At 57.4% G+C, this 17181-nt stretch carries 11 protein-coding genes and 1 tRNA gene; 10 read left to right on the top strand and 2 right to left on the bottom strand.

Annotated elements, in window-relative coordinates:
- Window positions 1-198 precede the first annotated feature (198 nt).
- Together AC0J1C_RS06405 and AC0J1C_RS06400 are read left to right on the top strand one after the other, a co-directional pair.
- A complete protein-coding gene (locus tag AC0J1C_RS06405) occupies window positions 199-498 on the top strand; it encodes a hypothetical protein (protein WP_473046088.1) in 300 nt (99 codons plus the stop codon).
- Between the two features lie 64 nt (window positions 499-562).
- The gene (locus AC0J1C_RS06400) at window positions 563-3385 is read left to right on the top strand and encodes an insulinase family protein (RefSeq protein ID WP_473046511.1); all 2823 of its coding nucleotides are present in this window, start codon (window positions 563-565) and stop codon (window positions 3383-3385) included.
- Here the strand turns inward: AC0J1C_RS06400 and AC0J1C_RS06395 are convergent.
- Together AC0J1C_RS06395 and AC0J1C_RS06390 are read right to left on the bottom strand one after the other, a co-directional pair.
- Window positions 3382-4032, bottom strand: coding sequence for a TIGR04282 family arsenosugar biosynthesis glycosyltransferase (locus AC0J1C_RS06395; protein WP_473046087.1), 651 nt, complete (start codon window positions 4030-4032; stop codon window positions 3382-3384). The genes AC0J1C_RS06400 and AC0J1C_RS06395 overlap by 4 nt on opposite strands.
- The gene (locus AC0J1C_RS06390; protein WP_473046086.1) at window positions 4019-4726 is read right to left on the bottom strand and encodes a TIGR04283 family arsenosugar biosynthesis glycosyltransferase; all 708 of its coding nucleotides are present in this window, start codon (window positions 4724-4726) and stop codon (window positions 4019-4021) included. Before AC0J1C_RS06390 ends, AC0J1C_RS06395 begins: the two co-directional genes overlap by 14 nt.
- Window positions 4727-4813: 87 nt before the next feature.
- On the opposite strand from AC0J1C_RS06390, the gene AC0J1C_RS06385 reads away from it, so the two are divergent.
- The 8 genes from AC0J1C_RS06385 (at window position 4814) to AC0J1C_RS06350 (ending at window position 17120) form a co-directional block, all read left to right on the top strand.
- Window positions 4814-4890: transfer RNA gene (locus AC0J1C_RS06385), tRNA-Arg, on the top strand.
- 295 nt (window positions 4891-5185) lie between these two features.
- Complete coding sequence (locus AC0J1C_RS06380; protein ID WP_473046085.1) at window positions 5186-5443, top strand: hypothetical protein; 258 nt, start codon at window positions 5186-5188, stop codon at window positions 5441-5443.
- Window positions 5444-5458: 15 nt separating this feature from the next.
- A complete protein-coding gene (locus AC0J1C_RS06375; RefSeq protein ID WP_473046084.1) occupies window positions 5459-5674 on the top strand; it encodes a hypothetical protein in 216 nt (71 codons plus the stop codon).
- A gap of 291 nt (window positions 5675-5965) precedes the next feature.
- The gene (locus tag AC0J1C_RS06370; RefSeq protein ID WP_473046083.1) at window positions 5966-7237 is read left to right on the top strand and encodes a hypothetical protein; all 1272 of its coding nucleotides are present in this window, start codon (window positions 5966-5968) and stop codon (window positions 7235-7237) included.
- A gap of 42 nt (window positions 7238-7279) precedes the next feature.
- Entirely contained in the window at window positions 7280-7561 is a 282-nt protein-coding gene (locus tag AC0J1C_RS06365; protein WP_473046082.1) for a hypothetical protein, read from the top strand.
- A gap of 17 nt (window positions 7562-7578) precedes the next feature.
- On the top strand, window positions 7579-8724 hold the full coding sequence (locus AC0J1C_RS06360) for a hypothetical protein (protein ID WP_473046081.1): 1146 nt from the start codon (window positions 7579-7581) through the stop codon (window positions 8722-8724).
- A gap of 291 nt (window positions 8725-9015) precedes the next feature.
- Window positions 9016-14268 carry a DEAD/DEAH box helicase gene (locus AC0J1C_RS06355; protein ID WP_473046080.1) on the top strand — a complete coding sequence of 1751 codons (5253 nt, stop codon included), beginning with the start codon at window positions 9016-9018 and terminating at the stop codon, window positions 14266-14268.
- Window positions 14265-17120: a helicase-related protein gene (locus AC0J1C_RS06350; protein ID WP_473046079.1), complete on the top strand. Its 2856-nt coding sequence runs from the start codon at window positions 14265-14267 to the stop codon at window positions 17118-17120. Before AC0J1C_RS06355 ends, AC0J1C_RS06350 begins: the two co-directional genes overlap by 4 nt.
- The last annotated feature ends 61 nt before the right edge of the window (window positions 17121-17181 follow it).

The raw sequence follows: 17181 nt of genomic DNA, 5'->3' as shown, positions 1-17181 counted from the left end.
CATGCGCACTCGGAGCGCCTGTCCGGTTCGCCGACACAATGTGTTTGAGACTAGCACAGGAATCCACCCGTGCCTGCCCCGGCAAACAATTACCACAAGGCAATGAAACACCCCGCCAGCAATGACATAATCGGGAACTAATCAGGCCTTTGGGCCTCTCTCTTTTTCGACCCCTGAACAGATTCCGGACGACCAGCCATGCAAAAAGACAACCCCAACGCCGAACGTTACATTTCCATCGCCAGAGCCTGCCTGCGGGCAATCAACGACACCGCGGAGAACGCGGGGAGCCGTGAAGAGAAGATTCAGGCGGTTTACGAGGCCATCGATCAGGCCTTCCAGGCGGAGTTTTCAGACTATCGGCAATCGGTGGCCATCATGGCAACGGTGCTGGAACGCATTGCCTCCGGCCAACTGGATGGTGAGAAAGCCGCCGACCTCGCCCGTAAAACCCTTGACCAGCAGCCGGAAAGCACCCGTAACGCGCTGATGCACTGATCGTCAAACCGTTTCCGAGGACCCAAGAGAGCCTATGAGCAACCGCAACGCTTCCAGAGTGACCATGCTGCAGCCGGCAATACGCCTGGCAACCCTGCTCCTTTTCCTGTTCGCCGGCGGTTCCGCCCTGGCGGCCACGGTGCCGGAGAAGAGTCCAAACGACGACAACCAGTACCGGTTTATTGAACTGGATAATGAACTGCGGGTGATCCTGGTGTCGGACAGTGACGCCGACAAGGCAGCGGCCTCAATGAATGTGGCCGTAGGCAGCGGTGACGACCCCAGGGACCGGGAGGGGCTCTCCCATTTTCTCGAACACATGCTGTTCCTGGGCACCGAAAAATACCCGGACCCGGGCGAGTACCAGCAGTTCATCAAGAGCCACGGGGGACAGCACAACGCCTTCACGGCCTTCCAGGACACCAATTATTTCTTTGACATCCAGGCCGAGTTTCTGGAGCCCGCCCTGGATCGCTTTGCCCAGCAGTTCGCCGCGCCGCTGTTCACTGCAGAACTGGTGGACCGGGAACGCAATGCAGTGCACTCGGAATTCAGCTCGAAGCAGAAGGACGATGGCCGACGCTTCTACTCGGTAAAGAAAGCCGTCAGCAATCCCGACCACGCCTTCAACCAGTTCGCGGTGGGCAACCTCAGCACGCTTGAAAACACCGAGGAGAACCCGCTGCGCCCGGACCTGATCGAGTTCTGGAAGCAGCACTATTCCTCCAACCTGATGACCCTGGCCGTGTATGGCCCGCAATCGCTGGATCAGCTGGAGGCCATGGTTCGGAGTCGCTTTGACGCCATCGAAAACCGCAACCTGGAGGCCAAACGGCACCGCCCGGCTCTGTATCAAAGCGAAGACCTGCCCGCAAAGGTGACGGTAGAAGCGCTGAAGGATGTGCGCAGCCTGACCCTGACCTTCCCGATTCCGTCCCAGCAGGACAAGTACCGGACCAAGCCCGCCAGTTACATAGCCAATCTGCTGGGGCACGAGGGACCGGGTAGCCTGTTCGATGTACTCAAGCGCGCCGGCCTTGCCGACAGCCTGTCCGCGGGCCTGGGCATGGACACCGGCGAGAACGCCACCCTCGAAATCAACATCGCCCTGACGCCTGAAGGCCTTGAACGCCAGGACGCCATTCTGCCCCTGGTGTTCGATTACATTGAAAAGATCCGGACCAAAGGCATCAGCGAGCAGCGTTTCCGGGAAATGCAGAACCTGGCCCGCATCGACTTCCGCTTTCGGGAACAGGGCAACCCGATCAGCGAAGTGACTCGCCTGTCCAGCTACCTGCAGGAATACCCGCCAGAGGACATCCTGCGCGCCCCCTGGTTGATGGAGCGCTATGCCCCTGAGCAGTATCGAGACATCCTGGACCGGCTGACGGCGGCCAACCTGCTGGCGTTTTTCCTGGCCCCGGAACCGGGCCTCGACAACCCCAACCGCACCCAGTGGTACGAGGCGGCCTGGTCCATCGAGCCGCTGGATATCCAGTCCCTGAGGACGCAAAGCCTGCCTGCCCTTGCCGCGCAGCTTCGTTTACCAGAGCCCAACCCGTTTGTTCCGGAAGACCTGGAAATGGTGGCTGGCGCCGCTATGGACAAACCGGCCAAGCTCGGTGTGATCGAGGGTATGGACGTGTGGTATGCCAGAGACACCCGGTTTGAAACCCCGAAAGCAAACGTGTTCATTGGCCTCCGCAGCCCGGCCACCCGGGCATCGGCGAGAAGCTACGTGCTTACTCAATTGCTCGTGGACAGTATCAACGCCAACCTCAACGCCTGGGCCTATTCCGCCAGCCTGGCCGGGCTGGATTACAGCGTTTACCCGCATCTGAGGGGCATTACCGTGCGCGTAGGTGGCTACAACGACAAGCTGCACACCTTGATGAACCGCATCCTCCTGCAGCTGGCCAGGCCGGAGCTGACCGAGCAACGGTTCCGGATTGCCCGGCAGAACCTGATCGACAGCCTGCAGAACAAAGCCAAAGACCGACCGGTGGAGCAGACCTCCGAGTTTGTCCAGAGCGCCCTGATTGAAGGCGTGTGGAATACCGAGGACAAACTCCGGGCCGCTCAACAGGTCACCTTCGAAGAACTGGTATCGTTTTCCGAGGCGGTGTTGTCCCAGGTGGATCCAGTGATGCTGGCCCACGGCAACCTTACCCGGGCGTCGGCGCTGAACCTGGCCAGACAGGTCAACGCTGTTGTCCTGCGCGACAGCGATCTGATTACCGTGGAGCGCAGCCGGGTGCGACAGCTGCCGGAGCGCGAAACCCAGGTCTCCCTCAAGGTTGACCATCCGGACACCGGATACACGCTGTACATGCAGGGTGACAACACCAGCTTCCGGGAGCGGGCCCGCTTCCGGTTGCTGGCACAGATCATCAGCAGCCCCTTCTATGAGGCCATCCGTACCAACCGGCAACTTGGCTATATCGTCTATGCAACGCCATTCGAGATGCTGGAAACCCCTGCCCTGGGCTTCGTGGTCCAATCGCCGTCGGCCTCTCCCCAGGAGATCGATCAGGCCGTACAGGCCTTTGCCGCTGAGTTTGAACAAAGCCTTACGGCACTAACAGACGCGGGGCTGGCTCGGGAAAAACAGGCCGTGATCAGCAGCCTGCTGGAGAAAGATCGACAGCTCGGGGAAATTTCCAGTCGGTACTGGCAGGAGATTGACCGGGGCGAAACCGGTTTCAACTCCCGGGCACAACTGGCAGACGCCGTTCGGCAGGTGGGCCGCCAGGAACTCCTGACCACCTTCCGGGAGTCTGTGCAGGCAAGACTTCAGGCATTGCGCGTGGTGACGGGAGGCGAGGGCCTGAACGCGGACTCGGCCCTGAGCAAGCTGTTGGAGCTGCCACCCATGCCGGCGGGCTAACCGGCCACGCTCATCCCGAGGAACCGTTGCCAGTCCTCGGGTTCGTCCACATCCCAGCGGGGCTCAAGCAAACAGTAGCTGAGTCCCGCTTTATTCAGGCGTTCGACGGTCTGCTCGAGCACCTTCGGAGTGCCCCACTCGATTCCCTCGAGCATCCCCGCAACCACGCGGGAGGCGCCAATCAACACATAGCCGCCATCGTCCGAGGGACCCAGCACCACGTCGTGATCCGCCAGGCAGGCGATGGCCTTGCGGGCATAGTCCGGATCCACCGAAGGGCAGTCACTGCCCACGATCACAGCGCGGTCACACGTTGAAAGGGCTTCAGTGAGAGCGTGGTACATACGCTCCCCGAGATCGCAACCCTGCTGTACGCCCTGGGCCAGACCCGCCCCCTCAATTTCCTCGAGAATCGGCAGTGCCTCGCACCGTTCGCCGGGTTCACTCCCGGGCGACCTGTCCCACCAGACTTCCACGGGATACCCGGTAGTACACAGGTTATCCAGGACCGCCAGGGTCAGTTGCACATGGGCCTCAAGAGCGCCAGCGGCACCCAGCTCCGGCATCAGCCGGGTCTTGACCCGGCCCGCTTCCGGCCATTTGGCAAACTGGAGGAACGCCGCCGAACAGGGACTACTCTGGGGCATGACGAACATCCGATCGATAGGCTTGGGCCAGACTCTCCGGCGACTCGCCGCGCCAATAACGCCAGCGCAGACGCCACATGAGGAAAATCGTACGCCAGGCTCCGTGTTTCTGCCAGCGACGGCTGTCGGTCACCACGGGCTCCCGGATGCAAAAAGGGCGGGAGACCAGGCACAGGCGGCGGGAGAATTCCACATCCTCCATCAGCGGCAACGGCGCGAACCCGGCCAGTGCCTCAAACACATCACGACGCACGAACAGGGCCTGATCGCCGGTGCAGATTCCGGTCAGGCGAGAGCGTTGGTTCATGAACCAGGCAATCACCCGAAACAGCGGCCGCGTTCCGCTCAGCCGCACATCGAACCGGCCCCAGGCGCGGCGGGATTCAAAGAAGGCCGTCAATTGCTCCAGGGCACTGGAGGGCAGGCGCGTGTCGGCATGCAGGAACAGCAGAAGATCGCCCCTCGCCACAGCCGCACCGGCGTTCATTTGCACCGCCCGGCCCTTTTCAGACTGGACCACCCGATCGCACAGGGGCCGGGCGCGTTCGGCGGTACCGTCGCTGCTGCCGGCATCCACCACTATCACCTCATGACCGCGGGCACGGACGGGCGCCAGGGCCTCAAGCGTGTCTACCACGGAGGCGGCTTCCATCCACACCGGCACGATCACGCTTAAAGAGAAAGCTTCGGACAAAACACACTCCGGGAAAGTCACCGAAACAGGGCTGCACCTTGAGCCGCACGGTCCAGACCGCTATCATACCGCCCTTCTCGCGGTTTTGCCCCCGTAGCTCATCTGGATAGAGCGTCCCCCTCCTAAGGGGAAGGTAGCAGGTTCGAGTCCTGCCGGGGGTACCAACCTACTAATAAATTCAAATAGTTAGATCACAAAATCCAACTGACCCACCAACCTACCCCTCAACCCCAAAACGATCAACTTTTAGCCATAACCTTTCGCTCCCCAGCCACATAATTTTTACGAGTTGGCGATCGCCGTTCGTCAATAGGAGCGGTATCTCTCTGTTTTACCTGACATTCAATCACACGGTCCGGCCAAAATCTATTTGCTTGCTAGAACGATGAAATGGGGTAACGTCGAAATAGGTCTCGAATGGCGTGACCAATTCAAGAAGCAAGCAGAGGATATCCGAGAATGATGAAACACTTGATTGACCAGATTACTGACCTGCTCAAACAGGCCAATGCACTGGCGGAGACTCTCGACAACTTCGAGCTGAGCAAAGCCGAAGTGCGGGTGTCGTGCACGGACGGCACCCGCCTCGTGATCGGCGACAATCTCCAGAATTACAGCGATGGCACTACCGGTGACAGCTCCTTGTCACAGCTGACTCCAGAGACTGCCAGCGCGGCGAACCAGCTGGGCACTATCAAAAAGAACGTCTGGTTCTGATCGGAGGGATTCAACATGGATTTCATGAAAAAGACCCAGAGCCTGGCCGCGACGCTCACCAAGGAATTCAATTGTGAGGAGATCAATCTCACCGTCCAGATGCGACGGGGAGAGGACTGGATTACGCTCGATCTCTTCCAGAATTCTGAGGAGCCAAACAAGTTCTACGCGACCATTGACTACTCTTCCAGCCAACACCTCCAAGTTGGTACGGGCAGTACCGTTCACTGAGAGAAGCGGCCCATCCTCCAACACCCAATATGTGGGTAGGAGGATGGGTCCTAATTCGCGCAATTCAGAAAGTTCTGACGTCTCCCTCCTCCAATACTTACCCCCGTTAGCCCCTTTGAATCACCTTGAGACTGCCCCCAATGATGACCAAGCCAGCCTACATTTTAGCCTGACCAAAAAATATATTTGGCAGCCAATTAACTTTTTTCTTGCGCAAACGCCAAACCGCCAGTAAAGTCAGTAGTGTATTTGGCAACCAACAACACTCTTACTCCTTGCCGAGGGCACGACATGGAAAACCTGAGTCGCGAAAAACTTCAAAAAATTGCTCAAGACTTTATCAACCATGAGGTCAGTGACGTCATCAACCTGTTCCTTGGCCAGGACCGGACAGCGCTCGCCCTGGACCTTGAGAGCCATAAATCCCCGGATCTCTCTGGTAGTACCAGGGAACAGTTCGACATTGAACTATTACTTGACCGCTGTTTCGACTTTGCGGTCGAACGTCGTCAGGGCGGGGATGACCAGGCGGATCAGGATTCACTGCGGGCACTGGTAGAATTCAACGCCGGTGACGCTGTGATCAATTCGACTCTCACAGAGCGCCAAGAAACCCTCGGTTTACTTCTGGATCTACATGAGGCGGTAATGGCCTTTGAGTACGGTGAGGATGACGACACCCTCACCAGGGAGCAAATCGCCCTTTTGAGTGGGCTGGCGGTCGAAACAGTGCGCCTGGCGGGCTTCACAGAAGGTGAAGACAAGCTCCCACAAGAGCGTCCAGGAGTCGCCCGTAAAGCCGATGTGCAGCGCTGGCTGCTTCACAAAGGCAAGTACCGTGAATTCCAATGGCTGCCCCCCTTCGTTCTGAAACCAGAGGCCCCCTCGCCTTCTGCTCGGGAGCTGGCGGAAACCATCCATCACCAAGTTCTGAGACAGCTGGATAAAACCAGCGAGGTGTACTCGCTTCTCCCACTTGAACATCGACCTGGCTTTGAGGCCTACCTGAAAGCCAAGGCATTTGACCCTGACAACCTCCAATGGGTAACCCCGGAGAACGCCGAAACCTTGGGCACTGCTTTGATGATCGACCCATGCTGGCTGTTCGAAAACCTGGACTTCTGGGCATCAGAAGCCAGACGCCGACACATGGTAGGCCAACTCGCGGAGCAAATGGCGCGCAAATCCCCGCCCAAAGCCCCTTCTGGCGTAGTCGCAGATAAAGAGACTCTGAGGGAAGTTCTTACAAACCACCCGTCGATTGAGAAGCACCCTGCCCAGCGCAAGCCCAATGCAAAAATTGACGGCTACCGGGTCATTGGAGGAATAGCGTTCGCACACCAGCATGAAGGAAAAACTCAATTTCTCTGGGTTCCGGATGAGATCGCCGTGCCAGACACCTCGATCATCAAACACTACCCGGCAGTGGGCGCTGATGAGCCAACCACCCGCCACAGCGGCCTGGCGAAATTCCCCGAACTCGGTCGGGCTGGCATCAACAAGATCAAAGTCAAAGACAGTGACTCATTCAACGAGATACTGAACCTCTTGGTGGCTCAGTAACAACGGGGTTTGCACCCACGGCGGTCAGGGAGCGGCATTAACATGACAAACGTTAACTACGAACTTACGGAACATGGACGCAAACGCGCTGCCCAGCGAGCTATCTCAGACATCGTGCTCGATGTGCTGTTGGAATACGGCGAAATGGAGGAGCAAAAAGGCGGGACTTCGCTGGTTGAGTTTGATCGACGACAGCGAAAGGCTCTTATCAGGTCGCTGAAACAGCTACTCCGGGCACTGACAAATGATGCCCCGCCGTTTGCGGTAATGGGCGAGCGTGGCGGCGTCATTACGGTTGGCCATAAATACAAACAACAACACTAAGAATGGAGCAAAACGCCATGGAACACTCCAACCTCAATTCTCTGGCACAAGTTGAAATCAACGGAAGAGATCTCCCGAAGGAGCTGCTTCTATCCGAAAACGGAAGGTACGCGACCTACTACGCCCCTTTCGAGTTCGTCAATGAATCTGCCAGAGTAGTCATCTGCGGGATCACTCCGGGCATCCAGCAAGCCACGATTGCCATTAAAGCAGCGCAAGAACGGCTCAGGCAGGGTCTACTGGCCGAGGAAGTGCTTAAACACGCCAAACACTCCGCCAGCTTTGCTGGAGCCATGAGGCGCAACCTGGCTGAAATGATGGATTTTATTGGCCTGCAGCATTGGCTGGGTGTTGATAGTTGTGAGGACCTCTTCCAAGGCCGCCAAGACTTGGTGCATTTCACATCCGCGTTGCGGAATCCGGTACTCGACCAAGGTCAGAATTTTTCTGGCGGCAGGACTATGATTTCAAACAGCTATCTTTGGGATCAAATACAGACCGGACTGGTGGCAGAAATAAATGCGCTGCCAAATGATTGTGTATTTATTCCTCTCGGGCAGGGTGTGGACGCGGTATTCGAGAAACTTGCCAGTGAAGGGGTTATCAATCGAACTCGCGTGCTTTCGGGCCTACCTCATGCTTCCGGGGCAAATGCGGAGCGGATTGCCTACTTTTGCCAGCGTAAGGAACGGAATCAACTCTCGGACAAAACCAACGCTGACAAACTCGACGAGGCTCGCTCAGGACTCCTTGACCAAATAGCCATACTCTCCGGCAAGCAAAACGCCCCAACCAGCAAGAAACTCGAAACGGCGCAAGCCACTGTGCAGATGCCAGCAGCACGTGTAGCTTTAGCGAATGATGAGTTCGCAACGGCGAGCCATGGAGAGGTCAAACGGATCTATGCCATCGGCAAGGTGAAAGGTGAACCTACCCTTTTCATCGCCAAGCACGACCGCTCCGGACGGTATGTGCTGAATCGGAAAAAGTCATCACCGATAAACGGCAATACGACAAACCGCGCTGAGAACAAAGTATATGTTGCCACGCTTCGAGAAGCCGCCGAGCTGCTAGAGACAGGTGAGTATTTGATCAACTTGGTAACCGATCATGGGATTCGAGCACTGCGAAGCCATAAAGCTGTAGTTATCGAACTCGCTTGATATCACCTCGACCACAACGATGAGTTCAAACGAGTAAAATAACCCATCCCGCAACTCGTTCCGCGAGGATGGGCTAAATAAGCAAATCAGTACCCGAGTCCTCGACTGGAAGAATCTTCTGGCTTAGTGACGCAGACCTCCCAAATGCGCTCCCTCACAACATGCCCTTGATCTATCCACGTTTTCTCCTGAAACTTTGGTAGACTTTCGGAGTTAGCCTAAATCGCTCAATGCCAACAGTATTCTGCCTGCTGGGGCACCAATAATAAGGCAAGGGAGGCGCCAAGCCTGATGGACGTTTTTGAATTTCGGGACAAGCTGGTCGGTGACTACCGAGACTTTACCCGCTCCTTTATTCAACCCAAGGCTGAGGACATCAGCAGCTTCCTGGACAGCGAATATGATGGAGGCCGATATTGGCCCTCTCCACTGATTCAGATCAACCCGTCCTACGTCACCACTGGCACCGTCGATTCCCTAGCCTCCGAGGGCATCCTTACGCCCGTTACCGCCAACATTTTCCGGTTCGGCAAGAGCGCCACTTCCACTGGAGTGCCTGCGACACTCTACAAGCACCAGCGAGAGGCCATTGATTGTTGCCAGCGCAGTGAGCCCTATGTTTTGACAACAGGCACCGGCTCGGGCAAGTCGCTTTCCTACTTCATACCCATGGTTGATGCGATCATCAGGGAAAAGCAACAAGACCCCACTGCTCGAATTCGAGCTATCGTCATCTACCCGATGAACGCCCTCGCGAATAGCCAGAAAGAAGAACTGGAGAAATTTTTATCTGACTACTCTGATGACACCCGGCCTATCAGTTACGCCCGCTACACCGGTCAGGAAGACCAGGAAGAGCGGGAAAGAATCATGCAGAACCCGCCGGACATTATCCTCACCAACTACATGATGTTGGAGCTGCTGATGACGCGGCAGAATGAGCGGGACAAAGCGGTTATCCGCCACTCCAATGGGCTGCAATTCCTGGTACTGGACGAACTGCACACCTACCGCGGCCGCCAGGGTGCCGATGTTGCCATGCTAGTCCGCCGTGTTCGGGAACGGATGAATCTAAACCTTGTCTGCATCGGCACCTCTGCGACCATGGCTACCGATGGCACCCGGGAAGAGCGTCAGGCCAAGGTAGCAGAGGTTGCCTCCAAGATGTTTGGCCAAAAAGTGCCCGCGGCGAACATCATTGGCGAAACCTTGCAGCGCCAAATCCCGGCTAACATGCCAGATAAATGCGAACTTGCTGCGGCACTGCAACAACCGCTCCCGGCGCAGATAGAGTTCGACACATTACGAAAGCATCCTGTTGCCGCCTGGGTGGAACTCACTCTCGGCATCACTGAAGAAGAAGGGATGTGGGTCCGGGCAAAACCAAAGACCCTCGAAGAAGCAGCGGACCTTCTGAGTGGAGCCTCTGGCCTTAAACCCGAAGACTGCCAACGTTACCTCGCACAGTTTCTTCTACTGGCCTACAGAACGAGAGATATCAGCGATAAACCACTGTTTGCATTCCGCCTGCATCAGTTTATCTCAGGTGCAGGCGACCTCTACGCCACCCTCGAAGAGCCAGGTAAACGCACCCTCGATCTACACGGCCAACAATACGTTCCTGGTGATCGCTCTCGGCGCTTTTACACCGTGCATTTCTGCCGTAGTTGCGGCCAGGATTACTACCCTGTCTGGCATAAACAAAATGATGAAACCGGCGAACTCGGATTCCAGCCCAGAGACATCAAGGAAACGTCTGCAGAAGAGGAAGACACGGGCTACGGTTTTGTCATGCTCGGTCACTGGAACGAAGAGGACTACCCGGAAACCTGGCTGGACTTCAAAAAAGACCCACCCAAAATAAAGTCTTACTATTCAAAGTTCCGACCCCAGGAGATTCATGTCCTGCCCAGTGGGGCTCAGCATCTGGACGGCGCACGAGGCTACTATTTACCTGGTGGTTTTCGTTTTTGCCTGAACTGTGGCCAGGCACATAGCTCCGGTCGGGACTGGACCCGACTCGGCTCTTTATCAGCGGAAGGTCGGAGTTCTGCCACTACAACCCTCACACTGTCGTCACTGAGATACCTTCTGGGCGCTGATAATGAGCTGGCGGATGAAGCCAGAAAGCTGCTTGGATTCAGCGACAACCGACAGGATGCTGCGCTCCAGGCCGGCCATTTCAACGATTTTATGCAGATCCTGCTGGTTCGAGCCGGTGTTCTTGCCTCTCTTGAGCAACAAGATGGTGCGCTGTTAACCGACCGGGACCTCGCCCAGCACATCTTCAATGCCCTGGGAATGGACAGTAACGACCCCGCCATCCGGGCAGACTACCTCCAAAACCCAGAGCAACGTATTCCCCGGCTCAAGCGTGATGCCGAGGAAGCCATGCGCAACGTACTGGGCTACCGGGCATACCACGACCTGCGCCGTGGCTGGCGTTTCACAGTGCCGAACCTCGAACAATTAGGTTTGCTGGAAATAGCCTACGACGGACTGACAGAACTGACAGAAGATCACAGCGTTTGGGAAAAGTCCCCCGATATGCTTGCAAAGGCAACCCCTGCAGTTCGTTATCAGGTGTGCAAACTGGTACTGGATGTCATGCGCAAAAACCTGTGCATCCGTACCCGTTACCTGGACCACCTGCAGCACGAACAATGGGTGAACCTGGCTACTACGCATCTGACAGAAAAGTGGCAGCTTGGCAGCGCAAGAGACATGGCCAAAGGCAGCCACGCCATCATCGGCCGCCGCCCAAAGGGCCGGGAGTTCGACCTCGTTTCATTGGGCAGCCGGTCCCGTCTTGCCCAGGAGCTTAAAAAGCCGGGCATATGGGGCAATGCTCCTTACGAGCCTCTGAACGATAAAAACTGGCCGGCGCTCATCGAAGCACTGCTTCAGGCACTGGAAACCTATGGATTGATTGAAGCCGAAGCCGTCGATAAAGAGCTCAACGGTTACCAGCTGATTGGGGAAGTTCTGGTCTGGAAACGGGGCAGTGGAACTCCGGAGCGTGACCCCCTGGCACCGGCCATCGCCAACAACCCTTACTTCACTGCACTCTACCAGGCTGTCGCAGATAGCCTGAAACATCAGCACCATGATTGGTTCCAGTTCCTGGCGCACGAACACACCGCACAAGTTGATCCAGAAGACCGCGAAGATCGGGAACGTGCATTCCGCGCCGGTGAGCTAAGGGTTATGTTCTGCTCCCCGACCATGGAGCTGGGTGTAGATATCAGCTCCCTGAACACGGTCTACCTGCGAAACGTTCCGCCAACACCGGCGAACTACGCCCAGCGCAGCGGCCGGGCAGGCCGATCTGGCCAGCCAGCACTGGTGGTCACCTATTGCGCTGCACAAAGCCCGCACGACCAGTATTTCTTCCGAGACCCAAAGCGCATGGTGCACGGACAGGTCACCCCGCCCATGCTGGACCTGGCAAACGAAGAACTGGTCAGCAGTCACCTGTTCGCCATCTGGCTATCTGAAACGGGAACTCGATTACCAGCCGCCATCAACGAACTGATCGACGTAACCGAAGAGGGCATGCCAATCAGTGAAAGCTACGCCGACTCCCTGGCCAACGAAAAGGCGCTTGCCGGTGCCCAACAACGCGGCAAACGGCTGATGCAGCTGCTTGGCGATGCGCTAGCGCCGGCCCAGGGCGTATGGCTTAACAGCCAGGAGCCACTGGAAGTGGCTGCATCAGGGTGGGCAGATAAACGCCTTCAGCAGGCCATGGCAAGGCTCAACGACTGCTTCACTCGCTGGCGCGATCTTTATAGATCTACGTTGAAACAGATCGAGGAAGCCAATCGCTTGATGACCAGCCCGGCCAGCAGCAAGCGGGAGCGGGATATTGCCAAAAGGCGCTGGGAGGAAGGTACCATTCAGTTCAATCTGCTTCAGGATAACAGCAAGCGGCAGTCGGACTTTGAAACCTACCGTTACCTGGCCGGCCAGGGTTTCCTTCCGGGCTACAACTTCCCCCGCCTGCCACTGGCAGCCTTTATTCCCGGCACCCGAACCAGTCGGCGGGAAAACCATAACCGTGTATTGTCACGGCCCCGATTCCTGGCGATTTCGGAATTCGGTCCGCTCAGTCTCATCTACCACGAAGGCCAGCAATACAGAGTTAAACGGGTCATTCTCGGTGCCGTGGATCAGCAACACGTAACAGAGGCCAAGTTACCCGAGCAGCAGGCCAAAATGTGCGGGCATTGTGGTTACGGGCACTTCAACGAACAGCTTGACCTGGATTTGTGCGTCGCCTGCCAGACACCGCTGTCGGAAGGGAAAATGGTGCACAACCTTTTCCGCATTGAAAACGTGGCAACGCGCCCGGTAACCCGCATCACTTGCGACGAAGAAGAGCGCATGCGCCAGGGCTACGACCTTCGCACCACGCTCCAGTACCCGGAAGAGAATGGCGTTCTGAAGGCCGTGCGCAGCAACATGCAACAGGGCGATAACCCGCTCGCTGAGATGGAGTATGCGCAACAAGCCCACATCTGGCGCATCAACCTGGGCTGGAAACGACGCAAAAATAAAGAAATTGACGGGTTCATGATTGACCCGCTCAATGGCACCTGGCTGAAAGACGATGAACAGGGTGGCAACGAAGAAAACGAGGCCGACGAACCGGTAAATCAGCGCCAGCGTATTTCTCCCTTCGTCACCGATCGGCGCAATGTCCTGGTCATCCGGCCAAGACTGGCCATGTCACCCACCACGGCTGCCACACTGCAATACGCGATCAAACGCGGCATTGAGCTCAACTTCCAGCTGGAAGAAAGCGAGCTGATGGCAGAGCCGCTGCCAAACATGCATGAGCGCAATGCCCTGCTCTTTTATGAAGCTGCCGAAGGCGGTGCCGGGGTATTGACGCGCCTTGCCACAGAACCCTCTACGTGGCGCCAGGTGGCTAAAACCGCCCTGGAGCTAATGCACTGGCAGCGCCCGGATGACACCGTTGCCTGGCATGAGTTGCCTCAAAGCCAATGGCAAGACACCAACGCCAGCTGCGAAGCAGGCTGCTATCGCTGCATTCTTAGCTACTTCAACCAGCCAGATCACGAAAACATCGACCGACGCGATCAGGAAGCACTGCAGTGGCTTGCCCAGCTAACCGAAATGACGCTGGAAACAGGCTCTGGCGGTAACCGGCCAGCGGACCAGGCGGCGCAGCTCAAACAAGCCAGCGGAAGCAGTCTGGAGCAGGCCTGGCTGGATGCGCTCCAGCACTATTCACTGCGCCAACCGGATGCGGCACAGCCTTACCTCAAAGAGTTCAATGTACGGCCGGACTTCGCCTACCGCGATAGCCGGGCCCTGATCTTTGTAGACGGCCCCCATCACGACCACGAAGACCGCCGCATGATCGACCAGCAACAAACACGGGATCTTGAAGACGCGGGCTTCCTGGTGTTGCGCTTCCCCAAAGAAACCAACAGCTGGCCCGCCTTATTTGCGCGCCATCCGGATGTATTCGGCACCATGACTGAACCAGCCAAACGGGAGACTTTTGACTCATGAATGCACCAGCCACCTCACCCGCTTATAACCCGGGCAGCATTGTCAGGGCGCGCGATCGGGAGTGGGTTGTGCTCCCGGAGTCTGCCGGAGACGACCTTTACCTGAGAGCCCTGGGTAGCGGCGATGACGACCGCATACGACTGCTGGCGGCACTTGAGCGCGTGGAGCAGGCCCTCTTCCCTGCACCGCACCCTGAGGATGCCCGCGAAGGTAACCAGCAGTCCGGCCAATTACTCCGCGATGCCATGCTGCTGAAGCTTCGGGCCGGTGCCGGGCCTTTCCGGGCCATTGGCAACCTGGCGTTCGAACCAAGGGCCTACCAACTGGTGCCTCTGCTCATGGCACTCAAACAGGAGGTAGTGCGTCTGCTGATTGCCGATGACGTGGGTATCGGTAAAACCATCGAGGCTGGGCTGATTCTGCGTGAACTGATCGACCGCGGCGAGGTTAAAGGCTTCACTGTACTTTGCCCGCCCCACCTGTGCGAACAGTGGCAGGAAGAGCTGAGCGAAAAATTCCACCTGCGCCCGGTGATTGTCAGCCGTCACACGGCGGCTAGACTTGAGCGAGGCCTGCTACAAAGCGAATCCCTGTTCCAGCACTACCCATACACAGTGGTCAGCCTGGACTACATAAAATCCAACCGTCGCCGGGACGAATTCCTCAGCAGCTGCTCCGATTTCGTGATCGTAGACGAAGCCCACACCTGCGCCCAGGGCAGCGGTCAGGGTCGGCACCAACGCTATGCCCTGCTCAAAGGGCTGGCTGAAAAAGCTACTCGCAACCTGCTCTTGCTGACAGCCACACCCCACAGCGGCGATGAGCAAGCATTCCAGAACCTCCTTGGCCTGCTCGATACGGAATTTGCCACCCTGACACGTCTGGACGACAGCCGAAACCCCATCCGAAGGCGCCTGGCCAGGCATATGGTTCAACGTCGCCGCCAGGACATCGCCGAATGGCAGGACAATACCCAGTTCCCGGATCGAGAGGTGGCAGAAACGGCCTACCGCATGCAAGGCGATTGGATGGGGCTGTTCCAGGATGTCGTCAATTACGCCAGAGAGTTGGTAGACCGCGCTGAGGACCTGGACCAATTCCAGCAGCGCCTGCATTGGTGGGCCGCTCTGGCCTTGTTGCGCTGCATCTCCTCGTCACCTGCGGCAGCCGTTCGAACACTCCAGAACCGGATAGACCGCTCCATCCAGCCAGAAGCAGACTCCGCAAAAGCCATCAATACTCTGGACGAGCTGGGCAACAGAACCATTCTGGACAGCAGTGACGAAAGCCAGGACGACCTGGAGCCAAGCGCCCAGGTTGAAGACGTGCCGTTGCTGCAACAACTGATTGCACGAGCCGCCAGCCTTCAAGGCCCAACGGCCGACCCCAAGCTGAAGCAGCTGATTGCCCGGCTCAAACCCATGCTTGAGGAAGGCTTCCGGCCCGTCATTTTTTGCCGTTACATACCAACGGCGCATTATGTGGCAGAACACCTTGCCAAGGCGTTCAAGGGGTACAACGTTCAATGTGTCACCGGTGAGCTGCACCCGGCCGAGCGCGAAGAGCGTGTAGAAGCACAGGCCAACGAGGAAGAACCACCCATTCTCGTGGCCACCGATTGCCTGTCAGAGGGTATCAACCTGCAAGAGCACTTTGATGCTGTCATCCATTACGATCTGGCCTGGAATCCCACCCGCCATGAGCAGCGAGAGGGCCGTGTAGACCGGTTCGGCCAGCGCACTCCGGTGGTTAAAGCGCTAATGCTCTATGGCGATAACAATCCGGTAGATGGCGCGGTACTGCGGGTCATCATCCGCAAAGCCGAAGCCATCCGCAAAGCACTGGGGGTCAGCGTGCCCATGCCAGAAGACGAAAACCGGGTGACTCAGGCCATCATGCAGACCGTTCTGCTCACCCGCGGCCTGGACAGCGGCATGAGCCAGATGGGCCTGGGGCTGGAGGAAGTCGAAACCCTGGACGACATAGAACAACAAGTGGACGTAAGCTGGGAAAGTGCTCGGGACAAAGCCAAACGCAATCGCACCATCTTTGCCCAGCAAGCCATCCATCCGGAAGAGGTGCTGCCGGAATGGCAGCGAATGCAGGAGGTTCTGGGCAGTCAGGCCGACGTGCAGCGCTTCATTATCAAAGCTCTGGTGGCATTGCGGGCACCGCTTCAAACCCACCGGCAACACTACCGCATGAGTTGGGGTGAGCTGCCAGCGGCCATCCAGCAAAGACTGGAAGGTCATGGCATCCGCCGACTGGATCAGATCGGATTTACGCTACCGCTACCACGAGATGTGGCTTACATTCACCGCAGCCACCCTCTGGTCACCGTGCTGGCGGATGAGCTGGCCGAACGCGCCCTGGAATCGGAAGACCTGCCTGCCGCAGACCGCCCTGCCCGCCGGGCGGGTGCCATCACCACCAATCAGGTGAATCAACGCACCATCATCGCCCTGCTGCGTTTGCGCACCAACCTGGTGGTAGAGCGGGAGGGTAATCGCAAGGAAATGCTAGCGGAGGAAGCCGTCACCGTCGTGATGGAGGGTAACCAGGTGCCCCGCCAGCTCAGCACAGAGGAAGCGGTATCACTGTTTAACCTGGATGCTACACAAAATACCACACCCGATGTGCGCGAACGCGCCGTTAAGCAGGCTCTGGAGCGTCTTCAGGAACAACAAGCGGCTCTGGATGACATTGCCCGCGGGCATGGCCAAAAACTCCTGCAAGATCACCGAAGGGTGCGGGATTCAGAACGGGAGGGCCGCGGTACTTTCCAGGTTCACCCACAACTGCCAGCCGACATTCTGGGCGTGTACGTATTAATGCCAGAGGTCGCGTTTTGATCAGGGAAGAAAAACAGAGGGGAGAAAAAAATAACCCCGGGTTCGTCACCAGTAGCAAGAC

Source organism: Marinobacter sp. E2 (assembly GCF_055755345.1).
This window is presented reverse-complemented; position numbering and strand designations above follow the sequence as displayed.

Excerpts from the sequence above, each read along its gene's own strand:
- AC0J1C_RS06405 (WP_473046088.1), top strand. The coding sequence starts at position 199 with ATGCAAAAAGACAACCCCAACGCCGAACGTTACATTTCCATCGCCAGA.
- AC0J1C_RS06400 (WP_473046511.1), top strand. The coding sequence starts at position 563 with ATGCTGCAGCCGGCAATACGCCTGGCAACCCTGCTCCTTTTCCTGTTC.
- AC0J1C_RS06395 (WP_473046087.1), bottom strand. The coding sequence starts at position 4,032 with ATGCCCCAGAGTAGTCCCTGTTCGGCGGCGTTCCTCCAGTTTGCCAAA.
- AC0J1C_RS06380 (WP_473046085.1), top strand. The coding sequence starts at position 5,186 with ATGATGAAACACTTGATTGACCAGATTACTGACCTGCTCAAACAGGCC.
- AC0J1C_RS06375 (WP_473046084.1), top strand. The coding sequence starts at position 5,459 with ATGGATTTCATGAAAAAGACCCAGAGCCTGGCCGCGACGCTCACCAAG.
- AC0J1C_RS06370 (WP_473046083.1), top strand. The coding sequence starts at position 5,966 with ATGGAAAACCTGAGTCGCGAAAAACTTCAAAAAATTGCTCAAGACTTT.
- AC0J1C_RS06365 (WP_473046082.1), top strand. The coding sequence starts at position 7,280 with ATGACAAACGTTAACTACGAACTTACGGAACATGGACGCAAACGCGCT.
- AC0J1C_RS06360 (WP_473046081.1), top strand. The coding sequence starts at position 7,579 with ATGGAACACTCCAACCTCAATTCTCTGGCACAAGTTGAAATCAACGGA.
- AC0J1C_RS06355 (WP_473046080.1), top strand. The coding sequence starts at position 9,016 with ATGGACGTTTTTGAATTTCGGGACAAGCTGGTCGGTGACTACCGAGAC.
- AC0J1C_RS06350 (WP_473046079.1), top strand. The coding sequence starts at position 14,265 with ATGAATGCACCAGCCACCTCACCCGCTTATAACCCGGGCAGCATTGTC.